This window comes from Sphingobacterium athyrii, assembly GCF_003071065.1.
GTDB lineage: Bacteria > Bacteroidota > Bacteroidia > Sphingobacteriales > Sphingobacteriaceae > Sphingobacterium > Sphingobacterium athyrii.
On record NZ_QCXX01000004.1, the window covers coordinates 810,461 to 828,993 of the forward strand.

An 18,533-nucleotide genomic window follows, 5' to 3' on the forward strand; every position below is an offset into this window, starting at 1 on the left:
GTCGCGTAATGAAAATTTTCAATTAATATGTGTTAAAAAATCAGAATAAAGTTCATTTCTTATTAACTTATCCTTATTTTCGAGCCGTATTATAATACTTTTACAGTTATCATTTTATGAACTATACTAAAATCAACAATCTTTTAGGATGGATATGTGCGCTCATTGCAACAGTAGCATATGTCATGACTGCCGAACGATCGACGAGTTGGTGGGACTGTGGTGAGTTTATTGCCTCAGCCTTTAAACTTCAAATTGTGCACCAGCCGGGAGCACCATTATTCTTAATGATTCAAAACATCTTCTCCAATCTTGCGGGAGGTGATGTCACACGGATCGCTTTTTGGATGAATGTGGGATCTGCTGTTTGTAGTGGTCTGACGATTCTGTTTTTGTTCTGGACGATCACAGCACTGGCAAAGAAAGTCGTTGCAAAAGGAGTCGGCGAGTCCTATACCGCAACGGACTTGATCAAAATATTTGGTTCAGGTGCTGTCGGTGCATTGGCTTATGCGTTCACGGATACATTTTGGTTTTCCGCTGTTGAATCTGAGGTGTATGCCATGTCCTCGCTTTGTACCGCTGTTGTATTTTGGGGGATCTTAAAATGGGAAAATCATGCTGATGAGCCTGGTGCTGACCGTTGGCTGATCTTTATCGCCTATGTGATGGGCTTGTCAATCGGGGTGCACTTATTGAATCTTCTTGTGATTCCGGCCATTGCTTTGGTCATTTATTTTAAACGCTCAAAAACCGTGACTTCTTCGGGAGCAACCAAAGCATTCCTGATCGGTGTTGTTGTGCTGGCCCTGATTTTATGGGGTATTATCCAATACACTGTCAAAGCTGCCGCTTACTTTGATTTATTCTTTGTGAATAGTCTGGGCATGGGCTTCGGTACTGGATTTAATCTGTTTTTTATATTGCTCATCGCTCTTTTTGTTTATGGTATCTGGTACTCGATCAAAAAAGCAAAACCGATGTTGAACCTGATCCTGATCAGTACCGCATTTATCATCTTTGGTTATAGCTCGTTTGCGATGATCATGGTACGCGCCAAAGCGAATCCGACCTTAAATAATAGTGATCCGGACAATGCCTTTTCTTTTGTAAGTTATTTGGGCCGTGAGCAATATACGAGTGAGCCACTTCTAAACGGGCCGACTTTCGATGCTCAAGTAGTGGATGCTGAGGCAACTTATACTTATCGAAAAGATAGTGATAAATATACGAAAGTAGAGAATGGCATGAATTATAAATACGATAAGACGATGTTCTTTCCCCGTGTTTATAGCAACCGCGATGGACATGATGGATATTATCGTGATTACTTAAAGATCCCAGAAGGACAATCGCCTACATTTGGGGATAATCTGAAATTCTTCTTCAGCTATCAGATCGGACACATGTACGGCCGTTATTTCCTTTGGAACTTTGCCGGCCGTCAGAATGATCAGCAAGGACAGGGGTCTTTTACAGAAGGGAACTGGATCTCCGGTGCTAAACCTGTTGATCAGATGCATGTGGGTGGACAAAATGCCATTCCGGATTCGTTGAAAACTGATCCTTCAAATAATAAATACTATTTCTTGCCGCTAATCATAGGCTTGATCGGCGCATTTTGGCACTTTGGCCGAAGACAACGTGATGCCGGAATCGTAGGATTACTGTTTTTCTTTACAGGTCTAGCTATTGTCTTATACTTGAATCAAAGCCCATTGCAGCCACGTGAGCGTGATTATGCCTATGCGGGATCATTCTACGCCTTTGCGATATGGATCGGCTTGGGCGTATTCGCTATTGCGGATTATTTAAGTAAAAAGGTGGATGGGAAGATGGCTGCAGGGGTAGCGACAGCGGCCTGTTTACTGGGGGCTCCAGTATTACTGGGATTCCAAAACTGGGATGATCACGATCGTTCGGAGAAAACAACCGCACGTGACTTAGCCAAAAACTACCTGGCTTCCTGTGCACCCAATGCCATTTTATTCACCTATGGTGACAACGATACGTATCCATTATGGTATGTGCAAGAAGTTGAAAATTATCGTCCCGATGTAAGGGTGGTCAACCTGAGCTTGTTGAGTTCTGACTGGTATATGCGTCAGATGAAACAAAAGGTGAACCAAGCGGATGGACTGCCAATCAATATTGATGACGAAAAGTTCAAAAAAGGTGTCCGTGAGGTGCTTTATTATCAAGATATGAAAGTACCCGGTCACGTAGATCTTGATCTGGTGATGCAGATCTTATTGTCTGATGACCAAAAAAACAAATTAGAATTGCGTGGTGGTAAATTTGAAAACTTTTTACCGACCAAAAATTTTAGCCTTCCGGTAAACAAGGATGCTGTGCTGAAAAATAATGTGGTTCCCAAAGCATGGAAGGAATCTATTGTCGATACCATGACATGGACGTATAATCGAAACTACGTGTCAAGAGCGGAACTGTCGATCCTAAATGTTCTGGTGAACAATAACTGGAAGCGTCCGATTTATTTTGCGGCGACCGTTCCAAATGATAACTACCTTGGATTGGATAAATATCTGGTACAGGAGGGTTTTGCTTTACGTTTAATGCCTATTGCGACTCCTGCGGGATCTGAAGGAACTTTAGTGGATACACAGTCTGCTTTTAAGGATATTACAACAAAATATCAATGGGGTAATATGGCGAATGCTTCTTATTTAGATCCTGAATCCTACCGCATGATCACCATGATCACCAATACAGTGATGGGCGGAACGGCAACACAGTTAATGATGGAAGGCCATAAAGATGAAGCGCGTAAAGTAGCCGTTGAGACTTATGAGAAAATGCCGAAACGTGTGTACTTGATGCGTGATGTATTGGGCTATATTCCAATCATTAATGTATTGTATGAAACCGGTGAAAATAAACGTGCAAATGAGATTGTCAATCGTAATCTGAAATTTATGACGCAGAATATGCGCTGGTATCAGGATATCGCTCAAACAAAAGCTGAACTGGAATATTCCAATATCGGGACGGCTTTACGGGCTCTGGGTGCTTATAAAAGTATATTGGCTTCCACTTCGGAAAAACAATTGCTGCAACAGGTGACTGAACTGGAAAAATCGTATAAACAACAATATGGTGTAGAATAATCTTTCACACCATCGTTCAATCAGAAGGAGCTGCCCTAGGCTGCACCTGTTCAAATAATAATCTTTTGAATAGGATGTAGCTGAGGGCAGCTCTTCTTTTTCTAAAAGTGTATTTCTTATTGGTCAGCAAGAATCTTCAGTCGGTTTCATTGCTTTTGGTGCTTGTGAATGCATGAAGGTTTTTTGATTATTTTTTCTTAGCTTAACGGCATAAAAACCAACCTGATATTATGATGAAACGTCAACTGAAATTGTGGGATGCGATTATGCTGGTCATGGGCTCGATGATCGGAAGTGGGATCTTTATTGTGTCGAGTGATATGATGCGGCAACTGGGCTCAGGATACTGGTTGGCAATTGTATGGTTACTGACTGCTGTCGCGACTGTTGCGGCAGCTATTTGTTACGGTGAGCTATCCTCAATGTATCCCAAAGCTGGTGGACAATATACTTATCTCACCGAAGTGTTCGGAAAACCGATTGGCTTTTTGTATGGTTGGAGCTTATTTACGGTTATTCAAACGGGTACGATAGCAGCTGTTGCGGTTGCTTTTGGTAAGTTTACCGCCTATTTGATTCCGCAACTGAACGATGCTGCACCGCTTTTTCAACGCGGTGAGTTTAAGATTACCTGGATACAGATACTGGCGATGGGCGTGATTCTCTTGCTAACCTATATCAATACGCGCGGGATTAAGAGCGGCAAGTCTGTGCAGTCTTTTTTTACTTCAGCAAAAATTATTGCATTGGTTCTATTGATCGTCGGCGGCCTGTTCTTGATCAAAGAAAATCATTTTTCGGAGAATATGGCGTACAGCTGGGAGGCTTTTCAGAATTTGAAAGGTGAGGGTTGGATGGGAATTTCCGGTGGCGCTTTAATGGGGGCGCTGGCAGCGGCTATGGTGGGGTCGGTCTTTAGTAGTGTTGCCTGGGAAAATGTGACCTTTGTGTCGGGTGAGATTGTGAACCCTCAGCGTAATGTGGTGCGGGCGCTCGTCATCGGAACCAGCCTTGTTATGCTTTTATACATCTGTTGTAACTACATCTATCTTTCTGCGCTGAGCCGTGAAGAGATCGCTTTTGCCACCAATGATCGGGTCGCAATTGCTGCTGCTGAAAAGATGTTGGGACATACCGGTACAATAGCGATGGCCATCTTGGTGATGATATCAACATTTGGCTGTGTCAATGGTCTTGCGCTGTCCGGAGCACGGGTTTTTCAGACCATGGCCAAAGATGGTTTATTCTTAAAACAGGCTATCCCCAACAACAAATATGATGTGCCTGCCCGCTCATTATGGTTACAGGGGATCTGGGCCTCCTTGCTCTGTTTAAGTGGCCAGTATGGCAATCTATTGGATATGATCTCTTTCGTTATTGTCATCTTTTATATGATTACGGTACTGGGCGTTATTATTCAGCGTATCCGTAAACCTGAGTTGGCCCGTTCCTACAAAACATTTTTATTCCCTTTTACACCAATCATCTACCTACTTATTGGTACGGTATTTTGCCTACTGTTAATCATCTACAAGCCGCAGTATACCTGGCCGGGTTTTATACTGGTATTGATAGGGCTGCCTGTATATTTTTTTGCACGAGGCAATAAGAAAAATGACTAAAACAGGTGTATCGCTTCGGTGTTTTTTATACCGGATAGGTGATATGGGCGAGAAAGCTGGGCACCCTCGGAACTGATATGTGCCGTGTGGTGCCATAAAGAATGTCAATGAGCTCGTTTATCTGCTTTGATGAGCGGTTGTTTTAAATTTATTAGTCTCTTCGTTAATGCTGGAAACGAGTTGAAATATTGAAATTAATTGGGAAACGAGCGATAGTTTTTGTTAAAAAAAGTGTAGCTTTGCTCAAACATTCCCATAATGAAACAGTCGATTTTATTAGACGGACCAAAATTTCAAATCACCATTCAAAGACTATGTCGTCAATTGATTGAGAATCACGGTGATTTTTCAAATGCAGTCGTCATAGGTATTCAACCAAGAGGAACTTTCTTAGCTAGACGTATCGTCAAAGAACTTGAACGCATGATCGAAAAACCGATCTTGGTCGGTGATCTGGATATTACATTCTATCGGGACGATTTCCGTACAAAAGGTAATGCAGGTCCGTTGTTAGCAAATAGTACAAATATCAATTTTATTGTAGAAGGTAAAGACGTTATTTTTATTGATGATGTCTTGTGGACAGGACGCACCATTCGCGCAGCCATGGATGCTGTACAGGCATTTGGAAGAGCAAGAAGCATTGAATTGCTTGTTTTAGTCGATCGTCGCTTCTCCAGGCAGATTCCGATTCAACCCGATTATATTGGAATACAAGTTGATTCTATAGATTCACAAAAAGTCATTGTGAACTGGAAAGAATCTGACGATCAGGATAGCATTATCTTGGTCACGGAGAAAAAACCTTTGGGTAATGATTAGAAATCCGGTTCAGTAAAGAAATAACGGAAGGTTCTAATAGGCCCTTGGGAACGAACACTTCAATTAAAAAATGATTAGTAAATACTTGAATATACTATAAAATGTCAGCTGCAGTAGAACAATTAAGTACTCGCCATTTGTTGGGAATCAAAGATCTAAATGAACAAGATATCCAATTGATTCTGGATACAGCGAGTAATTTTAAAGAGGTATTAAATAGACCGATCAAAAAGGTGCCTTCTCTACGGGATATCACCATTGCCAATGTGTTTTTTGAAAATTCAACACGTACGCGGCTTTCTTTTGAACTTGCTGAGAAAAGACTATCTGCTGATATTGTCAATTTTGCGGCTTCTTCTTCTTCCGTGAGTAAAGGGGAGACTTTGATTGATACCGTCAACAATATCCTTGCGATGAAGGTGGATATGATTGTGATGCGACATCCCTACGCCGGAGCAGGTGTGTTCTTAAGTAAACATGTTGATGCGCAAATTGTGAATGCTGGCGACGGGGCACATGAACATCCTACGCAAGCGCTCTTGGACTCCTTTTCAATACGCGAGCGCTTTGGCGATGTAGCGGGACGTAAAGTTGCTATTATTGGTGACATAACCCACTCCCGGGTGGCCTTATCAAATATTCTATGTCTTCAAAAACAGGGTGCTGAAGTCATGGTATGCGGACCAACTACATTAATTCCTAAGCATATTACTTCTTTGGGTGTAAAGGTGGAGCATGACCTGAGAAAAGCACTGAATTGGTGTGATGTGGCAAATATGTTACGCATCCAGCTGGAACGTCAGGATATTGCCTATTTTCCATCTTTGAGAGAGTACTCCATGCTATATGGTTTAAATAAGGAAATCTTGGATTCTTTGGAAAAACCGATTACGATTATGCACCCCGGACCGATCAACCGTGGGGTCGAAATCACCTCCGATGTTGCCGATAGTGAACACTCCATTATCCTGGATCAGGTTGAAAATGGAGTTGCTGTTCGGATGGCGGTATTGTATCTTTTGGCCGGACAACGTGGCTAACTGAATTTTGATTTTGAGCCAGTTTTAGATACCGGAGGACGAAATTGACAGATTCATCAATCAACAATATTATGCCTGACTTTATTTTTGGTCGGGCATATTTTTTGTGCAAAATTTCCGTTATAATACTGGATTATTCACAGATGTTAATAACTTTTGTGTAAAATAGCTCAATTAAAGTATAATTTAGTAAAATGAATAAAACTATCTCTCAAAAGGGGGAGGTTTGAATTGATTTTCAATAAATTTTGGCTTACCTTAAAGCGGCCAATCAAAGAGGAGAGGTCATTAAATTTGCATGTCAAGGCAAATTTACCTCGGTTTGAAGGGAGATTCATTTACATTTGCAGATAAATAACATATTAAGGTTTCACATATTATGTATAAGAAGATTTACCAGGTGGGAGTTGCACTAACCGTTATGGCGACGCCAGCATTAGCGCAACAGACAGAATGGCAACAAATCAACAAGGCATACAAGACTGGAATGGAATTGTATGAACGCGGAAAATTCGGTTCCGCATCGGCACAATTTGATCGTGTGGAGGCCTTGCGGACGAAATCCAACCTACAATTGGACGAGACGGAGGAGCTATCTTTATTAAAGGAAAATGTGCGGTATTACCAAGCGGTATGCGCCTTGGAATTGGGCGAGTCAGATGCCGAAAATCGTTTCCTAAAATATATTAAAGATTTCCCTGTAAGCGCCAATTCTAAAGCCGCTTACTTTCAGATAGGTAAATCATATTATGCTAAAAAGGATTATGTTAAGGCAATTGAATGGTTTACAAAGATTGACAGTAAAAATCTCGCCGGTAAAGAAAATGTAGAATATCGCTTTAAATTGGGTTACGCCTCTTTCATGACGAAAGATTATAAGACAGCAAAGCCCTTATTTGAGGGATTGAAAGATCAGAAAACTGAATTTCAGGAAGCCTCAATCTACTACTATGCGTATTTATGTTATTTAGATGCGGAATATAAAACGGCATTGAATGAATTTGAACGTCTAAATGGATCTAAGCAATTCGAAAATAGTTACCCTTATTATATCACTGCGCTGTATTTCCTGGATAAACGCTACGACGATGTGTTGGACTATGCGTTACCAATTTTGTCAAAAACAAAACAAGAAAATGAAACAGAGATGTTCCGTATTATCGCGGCGACATACTTTATCAAAGGTGACTTAAAAACATCAAAAGATTATTACGATAAGTTCCAGGCACAAGATCAGGGCAAGACCCAAAATAATCAAGATAGCTATCAGATCGGGTATATCGCTTACAAGCTAAAGGATTACGATAAGGCTATCACAGAGCTGGAGAAAATGACGGAGCCTGATGCTTATTACCAGTCGGCCATGGTTACCCTGGGGGACAGCTTCCTGAAAAAGGGAAATAAGCAGTCTGCGCGTAACGCGTTTTTCAGAGCCTCAAAATTGGATTTTGATCCAGCGATGAAAGAAGAGGGGTTGTTTAACTATGCGAAGCTGTCGTATGAATTGGAGTTCCATCAGGTCGCCCTGGCTTCTACGCAGGAGTATTTAAAAACTTATCCAAAATCACAACGCCAGGAAGAAGCGAAAACGCTATTGGCGGAAGTCTTGTTGAGCACTAAAAACTACCGTGATGCGGTCGATATTTTAGAGTCTATTCCAAAACGGGGAAAAGAGGCTAATGCTGCTTATCAAAAAGTAACCTATTACCGGGGTCTGGAGTATTATAATGAGCGTGCTTTTGAAAATGCAATTTCTTTGTTCATGCGTTCTGAACAGCATCGTTATGACGAAGAAATCTACGCTTTGGCTACTTACTGGAAGGCAGAAGCGATGTATGAAGTACGCAAATACGGTGAGGCGGTAACGAATTTCAATAAATTCTTACGTTTGCCTGGGGCAAATAAAACCGATGTATACAGTTATGCAAATTACGCCTTGGCTTACGCAGCTTTCCGTAACGGAAACTATAATACGGCTGCGAATTACTTTGAACGCTTCTTAGCCTCTGGCGGTTCTAAAGGCATAGAGATGAATACACGTAATGATGCCATCGCACGTTTAGGTGATTCATACTTCTCATCGAAAAATTACGGAAGAGCATTAACGGAATATAACAAATTAATATCGTCTAAAGCGCCTAGTCAGGATTATGCTTTATTTCAAAGAGGTATTATTCAAGGATTGCAAGGCGATAATAATGGCAAAATTTCAACATTGAATGCTGTTATTGCTCAGTTCCCAAATTCTAATTATGCGGATGATATTGCTTTTGAAATTCCTTACACCCGTTTCTTGATGGGAGAAAGCGATCAGGCAATTGCCGGACTTCAAACGATGGTTGAAAAATATCCGCGAAGCAGTTATGTGCCACGTGCTTTAGTAACAATCGGGTTGGTTCAATATAATCAGGACAACAATGATGCAGCTTTGGCAACGTTCCAACGTGTCGTTGATCAATACGCTTCTACGGATGAAGCTAGACAGGCCATGCGATCAATTGAGAATATCTACCTGGATAAAGGGGATGCGACGGGGTATATCAAATATGCCACGGGAACTAATTTAGGTGATGTCTCGAAGTCAGAACAAGATTCACGTTCGTTCTCAACAGCAACGACTTTATTCTCGAGAGGCAATTACAAAGGAGCAGTCGAGGCTGTAAATGCTTATTTCGATAAATTCCCGAAACCAAATCAAGAGAAATATGCGCGCTTTGTTCGTGCGGAAAGTAATGCGGCATTGGGAAATACCGAAGATGCCTTACACGATTATAACGTTATCTTGAATGACTGGACTTCACCGTATACGGAACGCACGTTGATTTCAGTGTCCAATTTATATTTGAAACAGAAGAAATATAACGAAGCAACACAGTTGTTGAAAAAATTGGAGCTTACCTCTGAATACAAATCTAACTACGGTTTTGCAATCAATAATCTAATGGTTTCTTATTATGAAATCGGTGATTACAAAGAAGCGTTAAACTACACGAATGCGGTGAAAAATTACGAGAAATCTTCTGAAGAAGAGATCGCGAACGCATTCTTGTATGCAGGAAAATGCTATGTGAAGCAGAATAAGAAAACTGAGGCGATGAAGGAATTCAGTTTAGCAGCTTTGAAGAGTCGTACCGTATACGGTGCGGAAGCAAAATATAATGTCGCTGTTATTCAATTGGAAAATAAACAGTACGATGCCTGTATTAAAACGGCAATGGATTTGTCTGACAATTTCTCCTCTTATGAATATTGGGTAGCGAAAAGCTTTATCACGATGGCTGATGCCTATGCGGGTAAAGGCGATACATTCCAGGCGAAAGCGACATTGGAATCAATTGTGGATAACTACGATGCGAAAGACGATATTTTGCCTGCTGCAAAAGAGCGTCTAAATAAATTGAACAACAAAAAGAAATAGGATACAATGAAGAAGTTGCAAAATAGAAATGTGAAGAAATATACCTTAGCGGCGCTTTTGATGGGCGTGGGATTGAATTCTTTTGCACAGGAAACAGGCAAGAAGAATGATCCTGAAAAACCGGTCACTATTGATTCTTTTGATGTTGTTCGCGATTACAAACCGATTCTTGCTGATGCTGTAAAAATCCGTCGTAGTCCTGATATGACCAACAAACGGGAATATCAGCCCAAATTAAACTACGGTAATATCATTGATAAAAAGTTGGATATCAATACTGGTCTGAAACAATTGAATGTGCAGGAAATACCATTTGCACAACCTTTTGAACACAGCAGCAATTATGTCAAATTTGGAATAGGTAATTATAACTCGATTTTAGGTGAAGCATATTTGGCATCCGAGCAGTTTGAAAATACGCGTTTTGGGCTATTTGCAAAACACTTAAGCCAAAAGGGCAATATTGATGGACAGAAATTCAGTACACAGGATATTGGTATTTTCGGACGCCGTGTGCTGGATGCCGTGACTGTAAAAGGTACCTTAGGCTACAATAGGTATGGCACAAATTTCTACGGTCAGACATTTGACCAACCAGGGACGACATTATTGAATACCACCCCGGATAAGCAAACATTCACCGATATCTATTTAAATGGTGAACTGGCAAGTAACGTTGATCCAAAAAATGAGCAGGCGATGAGCTACGCTGCAAAGGTAGATGGTTACCTATTTAAGGATGCTTATAAGGCAAAAGAAAATTCTTTTGCGCTGTCCGGTTATCTCAACAAACGCATGAGCGCTTTCAATGTTGGAGCCAACCTGAGTGTCACCATGAACGATGTCAAAAACGAAAATGATACGGCAAATGTGAAGAACAATTTGTTTTTGATCAATCCGTACATTCGATTTAAGGGGGATAACTATAATGTTACTTTGGGAGCCAACCTGACTTCGGAATTTGGTGATGAGTCCCGTTTTAATGTTTTTCCATCGGTTGAAGCGGATTTTTCTTTGGCTCCGGAATACATCTCTTTATTTGCCGGAGTTAATGGTAATGTAAGACAGGGATCCTTCCGAAATTTTGCGAAGGAAAATCCTTATTTGGCACCAAACGTCAGGATCGCCAATTCAATTGAAAAATTGAATGTATACGGTGGTTTAAAAGGTAATGCAGGTGCGACATTTGGCTATAAGGTGAAGGTGTTTTACAAACAGATCGAAGGATTACCTCTGTTTAAGAATAGTGCGTTTGGCGATAATCAAGGCGGATATATTCCTTGGGCTTTTGATGTGGTTTATGATGGCCAGATCAATAAAGCGAAGCATATGGGATTGGAAGGGGAGATCAATGTACGTTTATCACAATTGGTTAATCTAGGTGGTAAAGTATTTATTGATGACTATAACCTGAGCGACGAAGAAGAGGCTTGGGGCTTACCTAAATTTAGGTTGCAGGCCAATGCGCGTTTCAATATCTCAGATAAATTCTTCGTCGATGCAGAGCTTTCTAGCCAAGGTAATACCTATGCGTATGTTTACAATTATAACAGTGATGGTACTCGTATAGCGGATAGTGGTCACAAGGTGACGATTGCTTCCTTTGCTGATTTAAATGCTGGTGCTGAATACCGAATTAAAAAACAATTTGGTGTTTTCGTGAAAGCAAATAATATCTTTGGAAAGGAATACGAACGTTACATGTATTATCCAAGATTGGGCTTCAATGTAATTGGTGGTCTTAATTATTCGTTTTAACGAATTAAGATTATAAATTTGCATTTTAAATCAGAGAACAATGAATCTAGGCAAAGACATCAATAGTTTATTAAGACGCTATGCGGAAGTATACGTGCCCGGAATAGGTGTGTTCAAAAGAATTCATTCTCCGGCTCAATTCGATAAACAGAACAATGTGTTTTTGCCCCCCATTTCTTATGTTGAGCTGGACTATTCCGCACAACGGGGATTCAATATCGTGCATTATATCCAACAGCAGGAGCATTTGAGTTTGGTGCAGGCGCAGCAAATATTGGATGATACCGTTAGGGCATTGCGAAATGATCTGGGACAATTTGGTCAAGCGAAGCTGGAGGATCTCGGTCTGTTGATAAGTTATGGTTCGAGTTTGGTTTTTAAACCGCTGGACCTCTCTGGCTTTAATTTTCAACCTGTTGTCAATCTTGTTGGTCCTGAAATCGAAACAGTTATTCCGGTGCGCGAAGATGAACACGGGCTTGCTGAGTCGGTCGAATCTGTCCCATCAGAACATGTCGTTGGGGAAATCAATGCAGAAGAACCTGTCGTTGAAGCAACAGACAGTGTTGAAAATGAAGAGCAAGCTAAGCAGGAGGAACAAGAGTCCGCGGCTCTTGCCGATGCAGATTCGCTTCCTGTTGCTGAAGCTATTGTTGAATCGGAGATTGAGTCCGATACCCCAGAAGCTGAAGAAGAGGCTAGCCCTGTGGATGCCGAACTATTGGACGCCGTGGCAGTACCAGCTATAGCTAATCCGGAGGATACCATAACATCTACGGAGGAGCAAATTGACACGCAGAAAGAAGTTGGCGCAATTGCCGCTGCAAATTCTGCTTATGCACCCCATATTTATGAGGAGGAGCCACGCAATTCGAATGCGATCTGGTACTGGCTAACAGCAGCCATTGTACTGGTCATGATTGCAGTAGGCGTATTGTATACGAATCCGGGATTGAAAAATTCGTTGTTTGGGGGAGCCCGGCCCGCACTAAAAACCGCTGCTGATACAGCCGTTCAGAAAAATAATCTGCCAACTGCTGATTCATCATCCAACGTGCTCGCCGCGGACAGTTTAAAAAAAGTGGATTCCTTAGCAAAAACAACAGCGGATTCACTAAAGGGTATAGCCGTAGAAGTAGGCAAGAATACAGCGGCGGCTGGGAAAGCTGCTCCTGTTTTGCAGGCGGATCCAGTCATTAAAGAATCCATACCCGTAGCACAGCCAAAATATCAGGTTGTGATCGGTTCGGCACGCACAATGGCTCAGGCAGAGCAAGAGGCAAAACGTCTTCGGATGCTAGGCTACAAGACTGCTCGCGCTGTGGAAGGAAAGTATAAAAGGAATAGAAAGAAGATCATCTTGAATACCTACATGACAAAAGCAGAGGCTGACCTCGCTCAAAAATCTGTAGCGGGAAAAATTGAAGGTGCTTGGGTAGAAACATTATAGAAACTATATAAAACTATTAATAATTATGTCATTAGTGCAAGATACAGCCAGGGCTGCTGTAGATACGTTTAATCAAGCTGCGCAACAACCATTACCTGCTGCTGCTAGTACAGAAAACATGAGTTTGATCGATATGATGATCAAAGGGGGATGGATAATGATTCCAATCCTATTACTGTTCTTTATTGGATTGGTTATCTTTTTTGAACGCTATCTGACCATTCGCAGAGCCGCCAGATACGATAATAGTTTGATGTCTCAAGTGAAAGCAAATGTATTGTCTGGAAATTTAGACTCTGCGTTGGCTGTATGCCGTTCCAGCAACTCGGCCTTAGGACGCATGTTGCAAAAAGGACTGTTACGCGTGGGCAGGCCCATCAAAGACATTGAGGGGGCTATTGAGAATGTCGGTAAATTGGAAGTAGCTAAATTGGAGAAAAATATCAATATCCTTGGTATTATCGCCGGTATCGCTCCGATGCTTGGTTTCGTTGGTACTATCTTTGGGGTAATCAAGATTTTCCATGAGGTAGAATTGGCGGGTGGTATCGACATTGCATCCGTATCCGGTGGTCTATATGTGAAAATGGTATCTTCAGCGTCAGGTCTTGCTGTCGGTATCCTGGCTTATTTAGGCTATCATATCTTAAATATGATGGTTGAACGATTGATTTTACGTATGGAAACCGATGCAGTAGAATTTATTGATTTATTGGATGAACCGGGAAGATAATGAACTTACGAAGTAGAAAAAATAAACCATCTGCCGAAGTACATACTTCAGCGCTAAACGACATCATGTTTTTCCTGATGTTGTTTTTCCTGTTGGCGTCGGCAGTTTCGAATCCGCAAGTGGTCAAGCTATTGTTGCCAAAGTCAAGCGCAGGTGAGCAATCTGTTGCAAAAAAGACAATTACAGTATCTATTACAAAGGAGTTGGGCTATTTTATCGATAAAAATCCTGTTCCGGTAGAAGGTTTGGAAGCAGCAATCCAATCGCAGATGGCCAGTGGCGAAGAATTGACCATTATGCTGTATGTCGATAATACTGTTCCTATCCAGAACGTGATCTCGGTCATGGATGTAGCCAATCGTCTGAAAGTGAAAGTGGTGCTGGCAACAGAACCTAAAAAAGATAAGTAGGGGCAATTAAACTTTTTTGAAGTTTATTGCTCATATGTTAATATAGGAGATTTATACAATGCGATATCATCTTCAACATGAAGAAAATAATTTCCCTAAGGCTTTGGGAATATCTACATTGGTCATGGCATCACTGCTTTTGATTGGTTTCTTTGTAGTTTTTAAGGCGCAGGAACCGGATGAGTATGGTATGGGCGGTATGATTGTAAACTATGGAACTTCTCCAGAGGGGATGGGCGACGATTACATGAGTGTAGAAGAACCCTCTATTGATCCGAATGCAAATAGTGAACGACCGGATCGGATAGATCCTGTGGAGACTCCAACACCTACACCAACACAACAAGTTGCCGAAAAAGCAGTTGTCACGCAAGATATGGAAGAGGCTCCAGCCGTCACAAAAACGGAAAAGAAAGTGGTATCAAAAGCGCCCGAAACAACTAAGCAGACAAAAGAAGTAGCACCACAGGCAAATGCGAAAGCGCTTTTTAAAGGCAATAAAAACAATGGCAAGGGTGCTGGAGACGGTACTGGCACAACACCGGGAAACCAAGGTTCTAAGTTGGGCGATCCCTTGGCGAGTAATTATGGTGAGGGGGGATCAGGTAACGGCAATATGATGTTGTCTATTGAAAACCGTAGTTTTACCCAGCGACCAAGCATTGACGATAATGGTCAACAAGCCGGTAAGGTTGCTGTGGAATTCAGAGTGAATAAGCAAGGCGTGATTACCTATGCGCGTGCGGGAGTAAAAGGGACTACAATCACGGATCCAACATTGTTGGAGAAATGTGAACGTGCTGTCCGCGGTGCACGGCTAAATCAATTGGCTAATGCACCAGATTCCCAAACGGGGCGGATTGTGTTCAATTTTAGATTAAGATAAAAATCATTCAGATGAATGCTTATAAAGAGGCAATCGAGTATTTATATACTCGATTGCCTATGTTTACAAGGGATGGTGCCTCAGCCTTCAAAAAAGACCTTGACAATACCATCAGACTTTGCAATGCGCTGGATAATCCACAGCGAAAATTCAAAACCCTACATATTGCAGGTACCAACGGAAAAGGTTCTACCTCTCATATGTTGGCGGCGATATTGGCGCAGGCAGGTTATAAAACCGGACTCTATACATCACCCCATCTGCTGGATTTCAGAGAACGTATTCGTGTCAACGGCGCCATGTGCGAACAGGAATTTGTGACGGATTTCGTTCAAAAGCATAAGGCGCTGATCGAAGATGTTCAGCCTTCTTTTTTTGAAATTACCGTAGCGATGGCTTTCGACTATTTTGAGAAATGTAAAGTTGATATCGCTGTTATTGAGGTTGGACTTGGCGGGAGACTGGATAGTACAAATATTATTCAACCCTTATTGTCCGTGATCACAAACATCGGTTTTGACCACATGAATCTGCTTGGAAATACATTGGTAGAGATTGCCGGCGAAAAAGCAGGTATTATTAAAAAAAATACACCTGTGGTCATTTCTGAGTATGCTGCCGAAACAGCAGCTGTATTTTTGAATAAGGCTCATGCTGAGGCAGCTCCCATTCAATTTGCATCTCAGGTTTATCAGACCAGGATGTTGAGCGTTGACCAGGATTACCTGCATATTGAAGCGATTGATGGAAATGGTGCCGAGGATATTTATCAGCTTGACCTCAAAGGTTCTTATCAGGTGAAGAATCTTGCCGGTGTTCTTTTGGCTGTGGATGAACTACGTAAGCAAGGTTTTGAAATCAGCTCGTTCCATGTACATGAAGCCTTAAAGCATGTTCAGTCTACCACAGGTATCCAGGGACGTTGGCAACAGCTCTCCAAAGATCCTTTTGTCATCTGCGATACCGGACACAATGAGGACGGCATTCATGAGGTGTTGAAAAATCTAAATGCGACTACCTATAACAAATTACATTTTGTCATTGGAGCTATGCGCGATAAAGACCTGACACATATGTTGCCTTACCTGCCCAAAGATGCAGTTTATTATTTTGCTGCACCGGATATGCCGAGGGCAATGCCCCCGGATTTACTGCGTCAGGAGGCAGTGGCTTTTGACCTGAATGGTGGAGAATATTCTTCTGTACAGGAGGCTTTTTCTGCGGCGAAGGCTGCATACGAAAGGGGAGATCTGATTTTTGTGGGCGGAAGTAATTTTGTGGTAGCTGAAGTCCTGGCGGAGATAGGTGAAAGGTCATAGTACTTTTTTCTAATCGTTAACCGTCAGTTCGCCGCGAATATCTTTTTCTACCCAATAGGCCACTTCTTTTTGATCTTCGAGCTCGCCCTGGAGGTACATAAGCTTAGTGACAGCAGCTTCAAATGTAAGATCATATCCATTGAGCACACCGATGGCTTTCAGGCCTTGTGAGGTTTCGTACCGCCCAAGTTCGACTGAACCAACCTTACATTGTGAAATATTAAGGATATTTTTCCCTTGATCAATGGCTCCTTTTAATAGGTCTAGAAACCAGCTATCTGTCGTGGTATTTCCCGAACCAAAAGTTTCCATCACAATAGATCGTACATCCGAATCCAGGACAGATTTGATGGTCTGCGCGGATATTCCCGGGAAGAGCTTCAATACAGCAACGCGGTTATCCAGTTTGGTATGTAAGATAAATTCTTTGTCAATATTATTTAATAACGCGTCGGTATTGTATTTAAGGTGAATGCCTGCTTCGACAAGTACAGGGTAATTGGGGGATCTAAATGCTTCAAATTTGGCTGAGTTATATTTGAAAGAGCGGTTTCCTCGGAATAATTTGTTGTCGAACAGGATGCATACTTCCTGGATAATCGAAACACCGTCTTGTTTGGCAGAAGCAATTTCCAGCGCTGTCATCATATTTTCGCGTGCATCTGTGCGGATCTCTCCAATAGGCAATTGTGATCCGGAAAGAACGACCGGCTTTTGCAGGCCCTCAAGCATAAAACTTAACACAGACGCTGTAAATGCCATCGTATCTGATCCATGTAAGATGACAAACCCATCGTAGTTCGCATAATTATCTTTGATGATCTGGGCCATTTCAATCCAGATTTCCGGTTTCATGTTGGAAGAGTCGATGATCGGTTCGAAAGAGTGTACGGTCAGTTTATAATCCAGACGGCTTAAATCAGGAAGATTACGCTTGATTAGCTCGAAGTCGAAGGGGACAAAAGTACCCGTTTCGTCTTTGACCATTCCTATGGTTCCGCCAGTGTAGATAATAAAAATATTGTGCATGGGATTCTATAGATTATATACCAAAAATACGTTTTGAATTCGCGGTTGTAATTTCTGCGACCTGTTCAACGGAAATCGCGTGTAGGTCGGCAACCTTTTGGGCAACATACACGAGGTAGCTGCTTTCATTTTCTTTACCCCGATAAGGAACAGGGGCGAGGTAGGGCGCATCTGTTTCAAGGACGATATGTTTTAGGTCGATTTCTTTGACGACATTGTCCAATCCTGCTTTTTTAAAGGTGACAACACCTCCTATTCCAAGTGCAAAGCCCAAGTTAATCGCATGCTGAGCCTGTTCCAACGTCCCCGTGAAACAATGGAGGATACCAAATAGCTTATCATCTTTAAGTTCCTCCAATAATTCGAACAATTCGGTGAATGCCTCACGGCAATGAATATCTATCGGTAAATTGAGTTCCTTAGCCCATTTTACCTGTGTTCGAAAAGCATCTTTTTGGATGTTTAGCGTACTTTTGTCCCAATAAAGATCCAGCCCGATTTCACCTATGGCATGGACTTTGTTATTTTCCAAGCTCTTTTGGATGTTGTTTAACTCGTCCACATAGTTTTCCTTAACATCGCAGGGATGTAGTCCTAACATAGGAAAACAATGTTCTGGATAAGCTGCAACCGTATCGAATACAGGTTTGATGGAAGCACTATTTACGTTTGGTAAAAAAAGGCGTTCTATATTGTTGTCTAAACAACGTTGTAGGTGTTCTTGCAGTTTATTGGTACCTGAATGGTAGTAGATGTGTGTATGTGTATCAGTAAGCAACATAGTTTTCTGCGTGGAGGCAAAAGTGGGTTAGGGTAAAAAACTTCTTTTTGTTATTATCGAATAAAGAGGTCGGCTTCATTACCAAAATTTCAATTCGTTCTCCAAAGATAACTTAATAATTAACAAAATGAAAATTA

The 18,533-nt window shown here is 41.6% G+C and carries 13 protein-coding genes; 11 read left to right on the plus strand and 2 right to left on the minus strand.

Going from position 1 to position 18,533, the window contains the following annotated elements:
• Positions 1-116 precede the first annotated feature (116 nt).
• From DCO56_RS17785 to DCO56_RS17835, 11 genes are all read left to right on the plus strand, one after another.
• The gene (locus DCO56_RS17785; protein WP_108635066.1) at positions 117-3,128 is read left to right on the plus strand and encodes a glycosyltransferase family 117 protein; all 3,012 of its coding nucleotides are present in this window, start codon (positions 117-119) and stop codon (positions 3,126-3,128) included.
• 230 nt (positions 3,129-3,358) lie between these two features.
• Positions 3,359-4,750, plus strand: a complete 1,392-nt coding sequence (locus DCO56_RS17790) for an APC family permease (RefSeq protein ID WP_245935866.1) — start codon at positions 3,359-3,361, stop codon at positions 4,748-4,750.
• A gap of 258 nt (positions 4,751-5,008) precedes the next feature.
• Positions 5,009-5,572 (plus strand): bifunctional pyr operon transcriptional regulator/uracil phosphoribosyltransferase PyrR, encoded by a 564-nt coding sequence (pyrR, locus tag DCO56_RS17795; protein ID WP_108635067.1) that lies wholly within the window; start codon positions 5,009-5,011, stop codon positions 5,570-5,572.
• Between the two features lie 101 nt (positions 5,573-5,673).
• Complete coding sequence (locus DCO56_RS17800) at positions 5,674-6,612, plus strand: aspartate carbamoyltransferase catalytic subunit (protein WP_108635068.1); 939 nt, start codon at positions 5,674-5,676, stop codon at positions 6,610-6,612.
• 379 nt (positions 6,613-6,991) lie between these two features.
• Positions 6,992-10,030, plus strand: coding sequence for a tetratricopeptide repeat protein (locus DCO56_RS17805; RefSeq protein WP_108635069.1), 3,039 nt, complete (start codon positions 6,992-6,994; stop codon positions 10,028-10,030).
• A gap of 6 nt (positions 10,031-10,036) precedes the next feature.
• A complete protein-coding gene (locus DCO56_RS17810) occupies positions 10,037-11,788 on the plus strand; it encodes a porin family protein (RefSeq protein ID WP_108635070.1) in 1,752 nt (583 codons plus the stop codon).
• A 40-nt stretch (positions 11,789-11,828) separates the two neighbouring features.
• The gene (locus DCO56_RS17815) at positions 11,829-13,238 is read left to right on the plus strand and encodes an HU domain-containing protein (RefSeq protein WP_108635071.1); all 1,410 of its coding nucleotides are present in this window, start codon (positions 11,829-11,831) and stop codon (positions 13,236-13,238) included.
• Positions 13,239-13,263: 25 nt separating this feature from the next.
• A complete protein-coding gene (locus DCO56_RS17820; protein ID WP_108635072.1) occupies positions 13,264-13,971 on the plus strand; it encodes a MotA/TolQ/ExbB proton channel family protein in 708 nt (235 codons plus the stop codon).
• Entirely contained in the window at positions 13,971-14,381 is a 411-nt protein-coding gene (locus tag DCO56_RS17825; RefSeq protein WP_108635073.1) for an ExbD/TolR family protein, read from the plus strand. Before DCO56_RS17820 ends, DCO56_RS17825 begins: the two co-directional genes overlap by 1 nt.
• 58 nt (positions 14,382-14,439) lie before the next feature.
• The gene (locus tag DCO56_RS17830) at positions 14,440-15,267 is read left to right on the plus strand and encodes an energy transducer TonB (protein WP_108635074.1); all 828 of its coding nucleotides are present in this window, start codon (positions 14,440-14,442) and stop codon (positions 15,265-15,267) included.
• Between the two features lie 11 nt (positions 15,268-15,278).
• Positions 15,279-16,586, plus strand: coding sequence for a bifunctional folylpolyglutamate synthase/dihydrofolate synthase (locus DCO56_RS17835; RefSeq protein WP_108635075.1), 1,308 nt, complete (start codon positions 15,279-15,281; stop codon positions 16,584-16,586).
• Positions 16,587-16,595: 9 nt separating this feature from the next.
• Here DCO56_RS17835 and DCO56_RS17840 read toward each other — a convergent pair whose 3' ends face one another.
• Entirely contained in the window at positions 16,596-17,615 is a 1,020-nt protein-coding gene (locus DCO56_RS17840; RefSeq protein WP_108635076.1) for an asparaginase, read from the minus strand.
• 13 nt (positions 17,616-17,628) lie between these two features.
• On the minus strand, positions 17,629-18,396 hold the full coding sequence (locus DCO56_RS17845) for a TatD family hydrolase (protein WP_108635077.1): 768 nt from the start codon (positions 18,394-18,396) through the stop codon (positions 17,629-17,631).
• Positions 18,397-18,533: the final 137 nt, after the last annotated feature.

Bases quoted from the DNA above. Each gene is read 5' to 3' on its own strand.
- DCO56_RS17790 (WP_245935866.1), top strand. From the start codon at position 3,359: ATGATGAAACGTCAACTGAAATTGTGGGATGCGATTATGCTGGTCATG.
- DCO56_RS17830 (WP_108635074.1), top strand. From the start codon at position 14,440: ATGCGATATCATCTTCAACATGAAGAAAATAATTTCCCTAAGGCTTTG.
- pyrR (WP_108635067.1), top strand. From the start codon at position 5,009: ATGAAACAGTCGATTTTATTAGACGGACCAAAATTTCAAATCACCATT.
- DCO56_RS17840 (WP_108635076.1), bottom strand. From the start codon at position 17,615: ATGCACAATATTTTTATTATCTACACTGGCGGAACCATAGGAATGGTC.
- DCO56_RS17800 (WP_108635068.1), top strand. From the start codon at position 5,674: ATGTCAGCTGCAGTAGAACAATTAAGTACTCGCCATTTGTTGGGAATC.
- DCO56_RS17815 (WP_108635071.1), top strand. From the start codon at position 11,829: ATGAATCTAGGCAAAGACATCAATAGTTTATTAAGACGCTATGCGGAA.
- DCO56_RS17810 (WP_108635070.1), top strand. From the start codon at position 10,037: ATGAAGAAGTTGCAAAATAGAAATGTGAAGAAATATACCTTAGCGGCG.
- DCO56_RS17820 (WP_108635072.1), top strand. From the start codon at position 13,264: ATGTCATTAGTGCAAGATACAGCCAGGGCTGCTGTAGATACGTTTAAT.
- DCO56_RS17805 (WP_108635069.1), top strand. From the start codon at position 6,992: ATGTATAAGAAGATTTACCAGGTGGGAGTTGCACTAACCGTTATGGCG.
- DCO56_RS17835 (WP_108635075.1), top strand. From the start codon at position 15,279: ATGAATGCTTATAAAGAGGCAATCGAGTATTTATATACTCGATTGCCT.
- DCO56_RS17785 (WP_108635066.1), top strand. From the start codon at position 117: ATGAACTATACTAAAATCAACAATCTTTTAGGATGGATATGTGCGCTC.
- DCO56_RS17845 (WP_108635077.1), bottom strand. From the start codon at position 18,396: ATGTTGCTTACTGATACACATACACACATCTACTACCATTCAGGTACC.
- DCO56_RS17825 (WP_108635073.1), top strand. From the start codon at position 13,971: ATGAACTTACGAAGTAGAAAAAATAAACCATCTGCCGAAGTACATACT.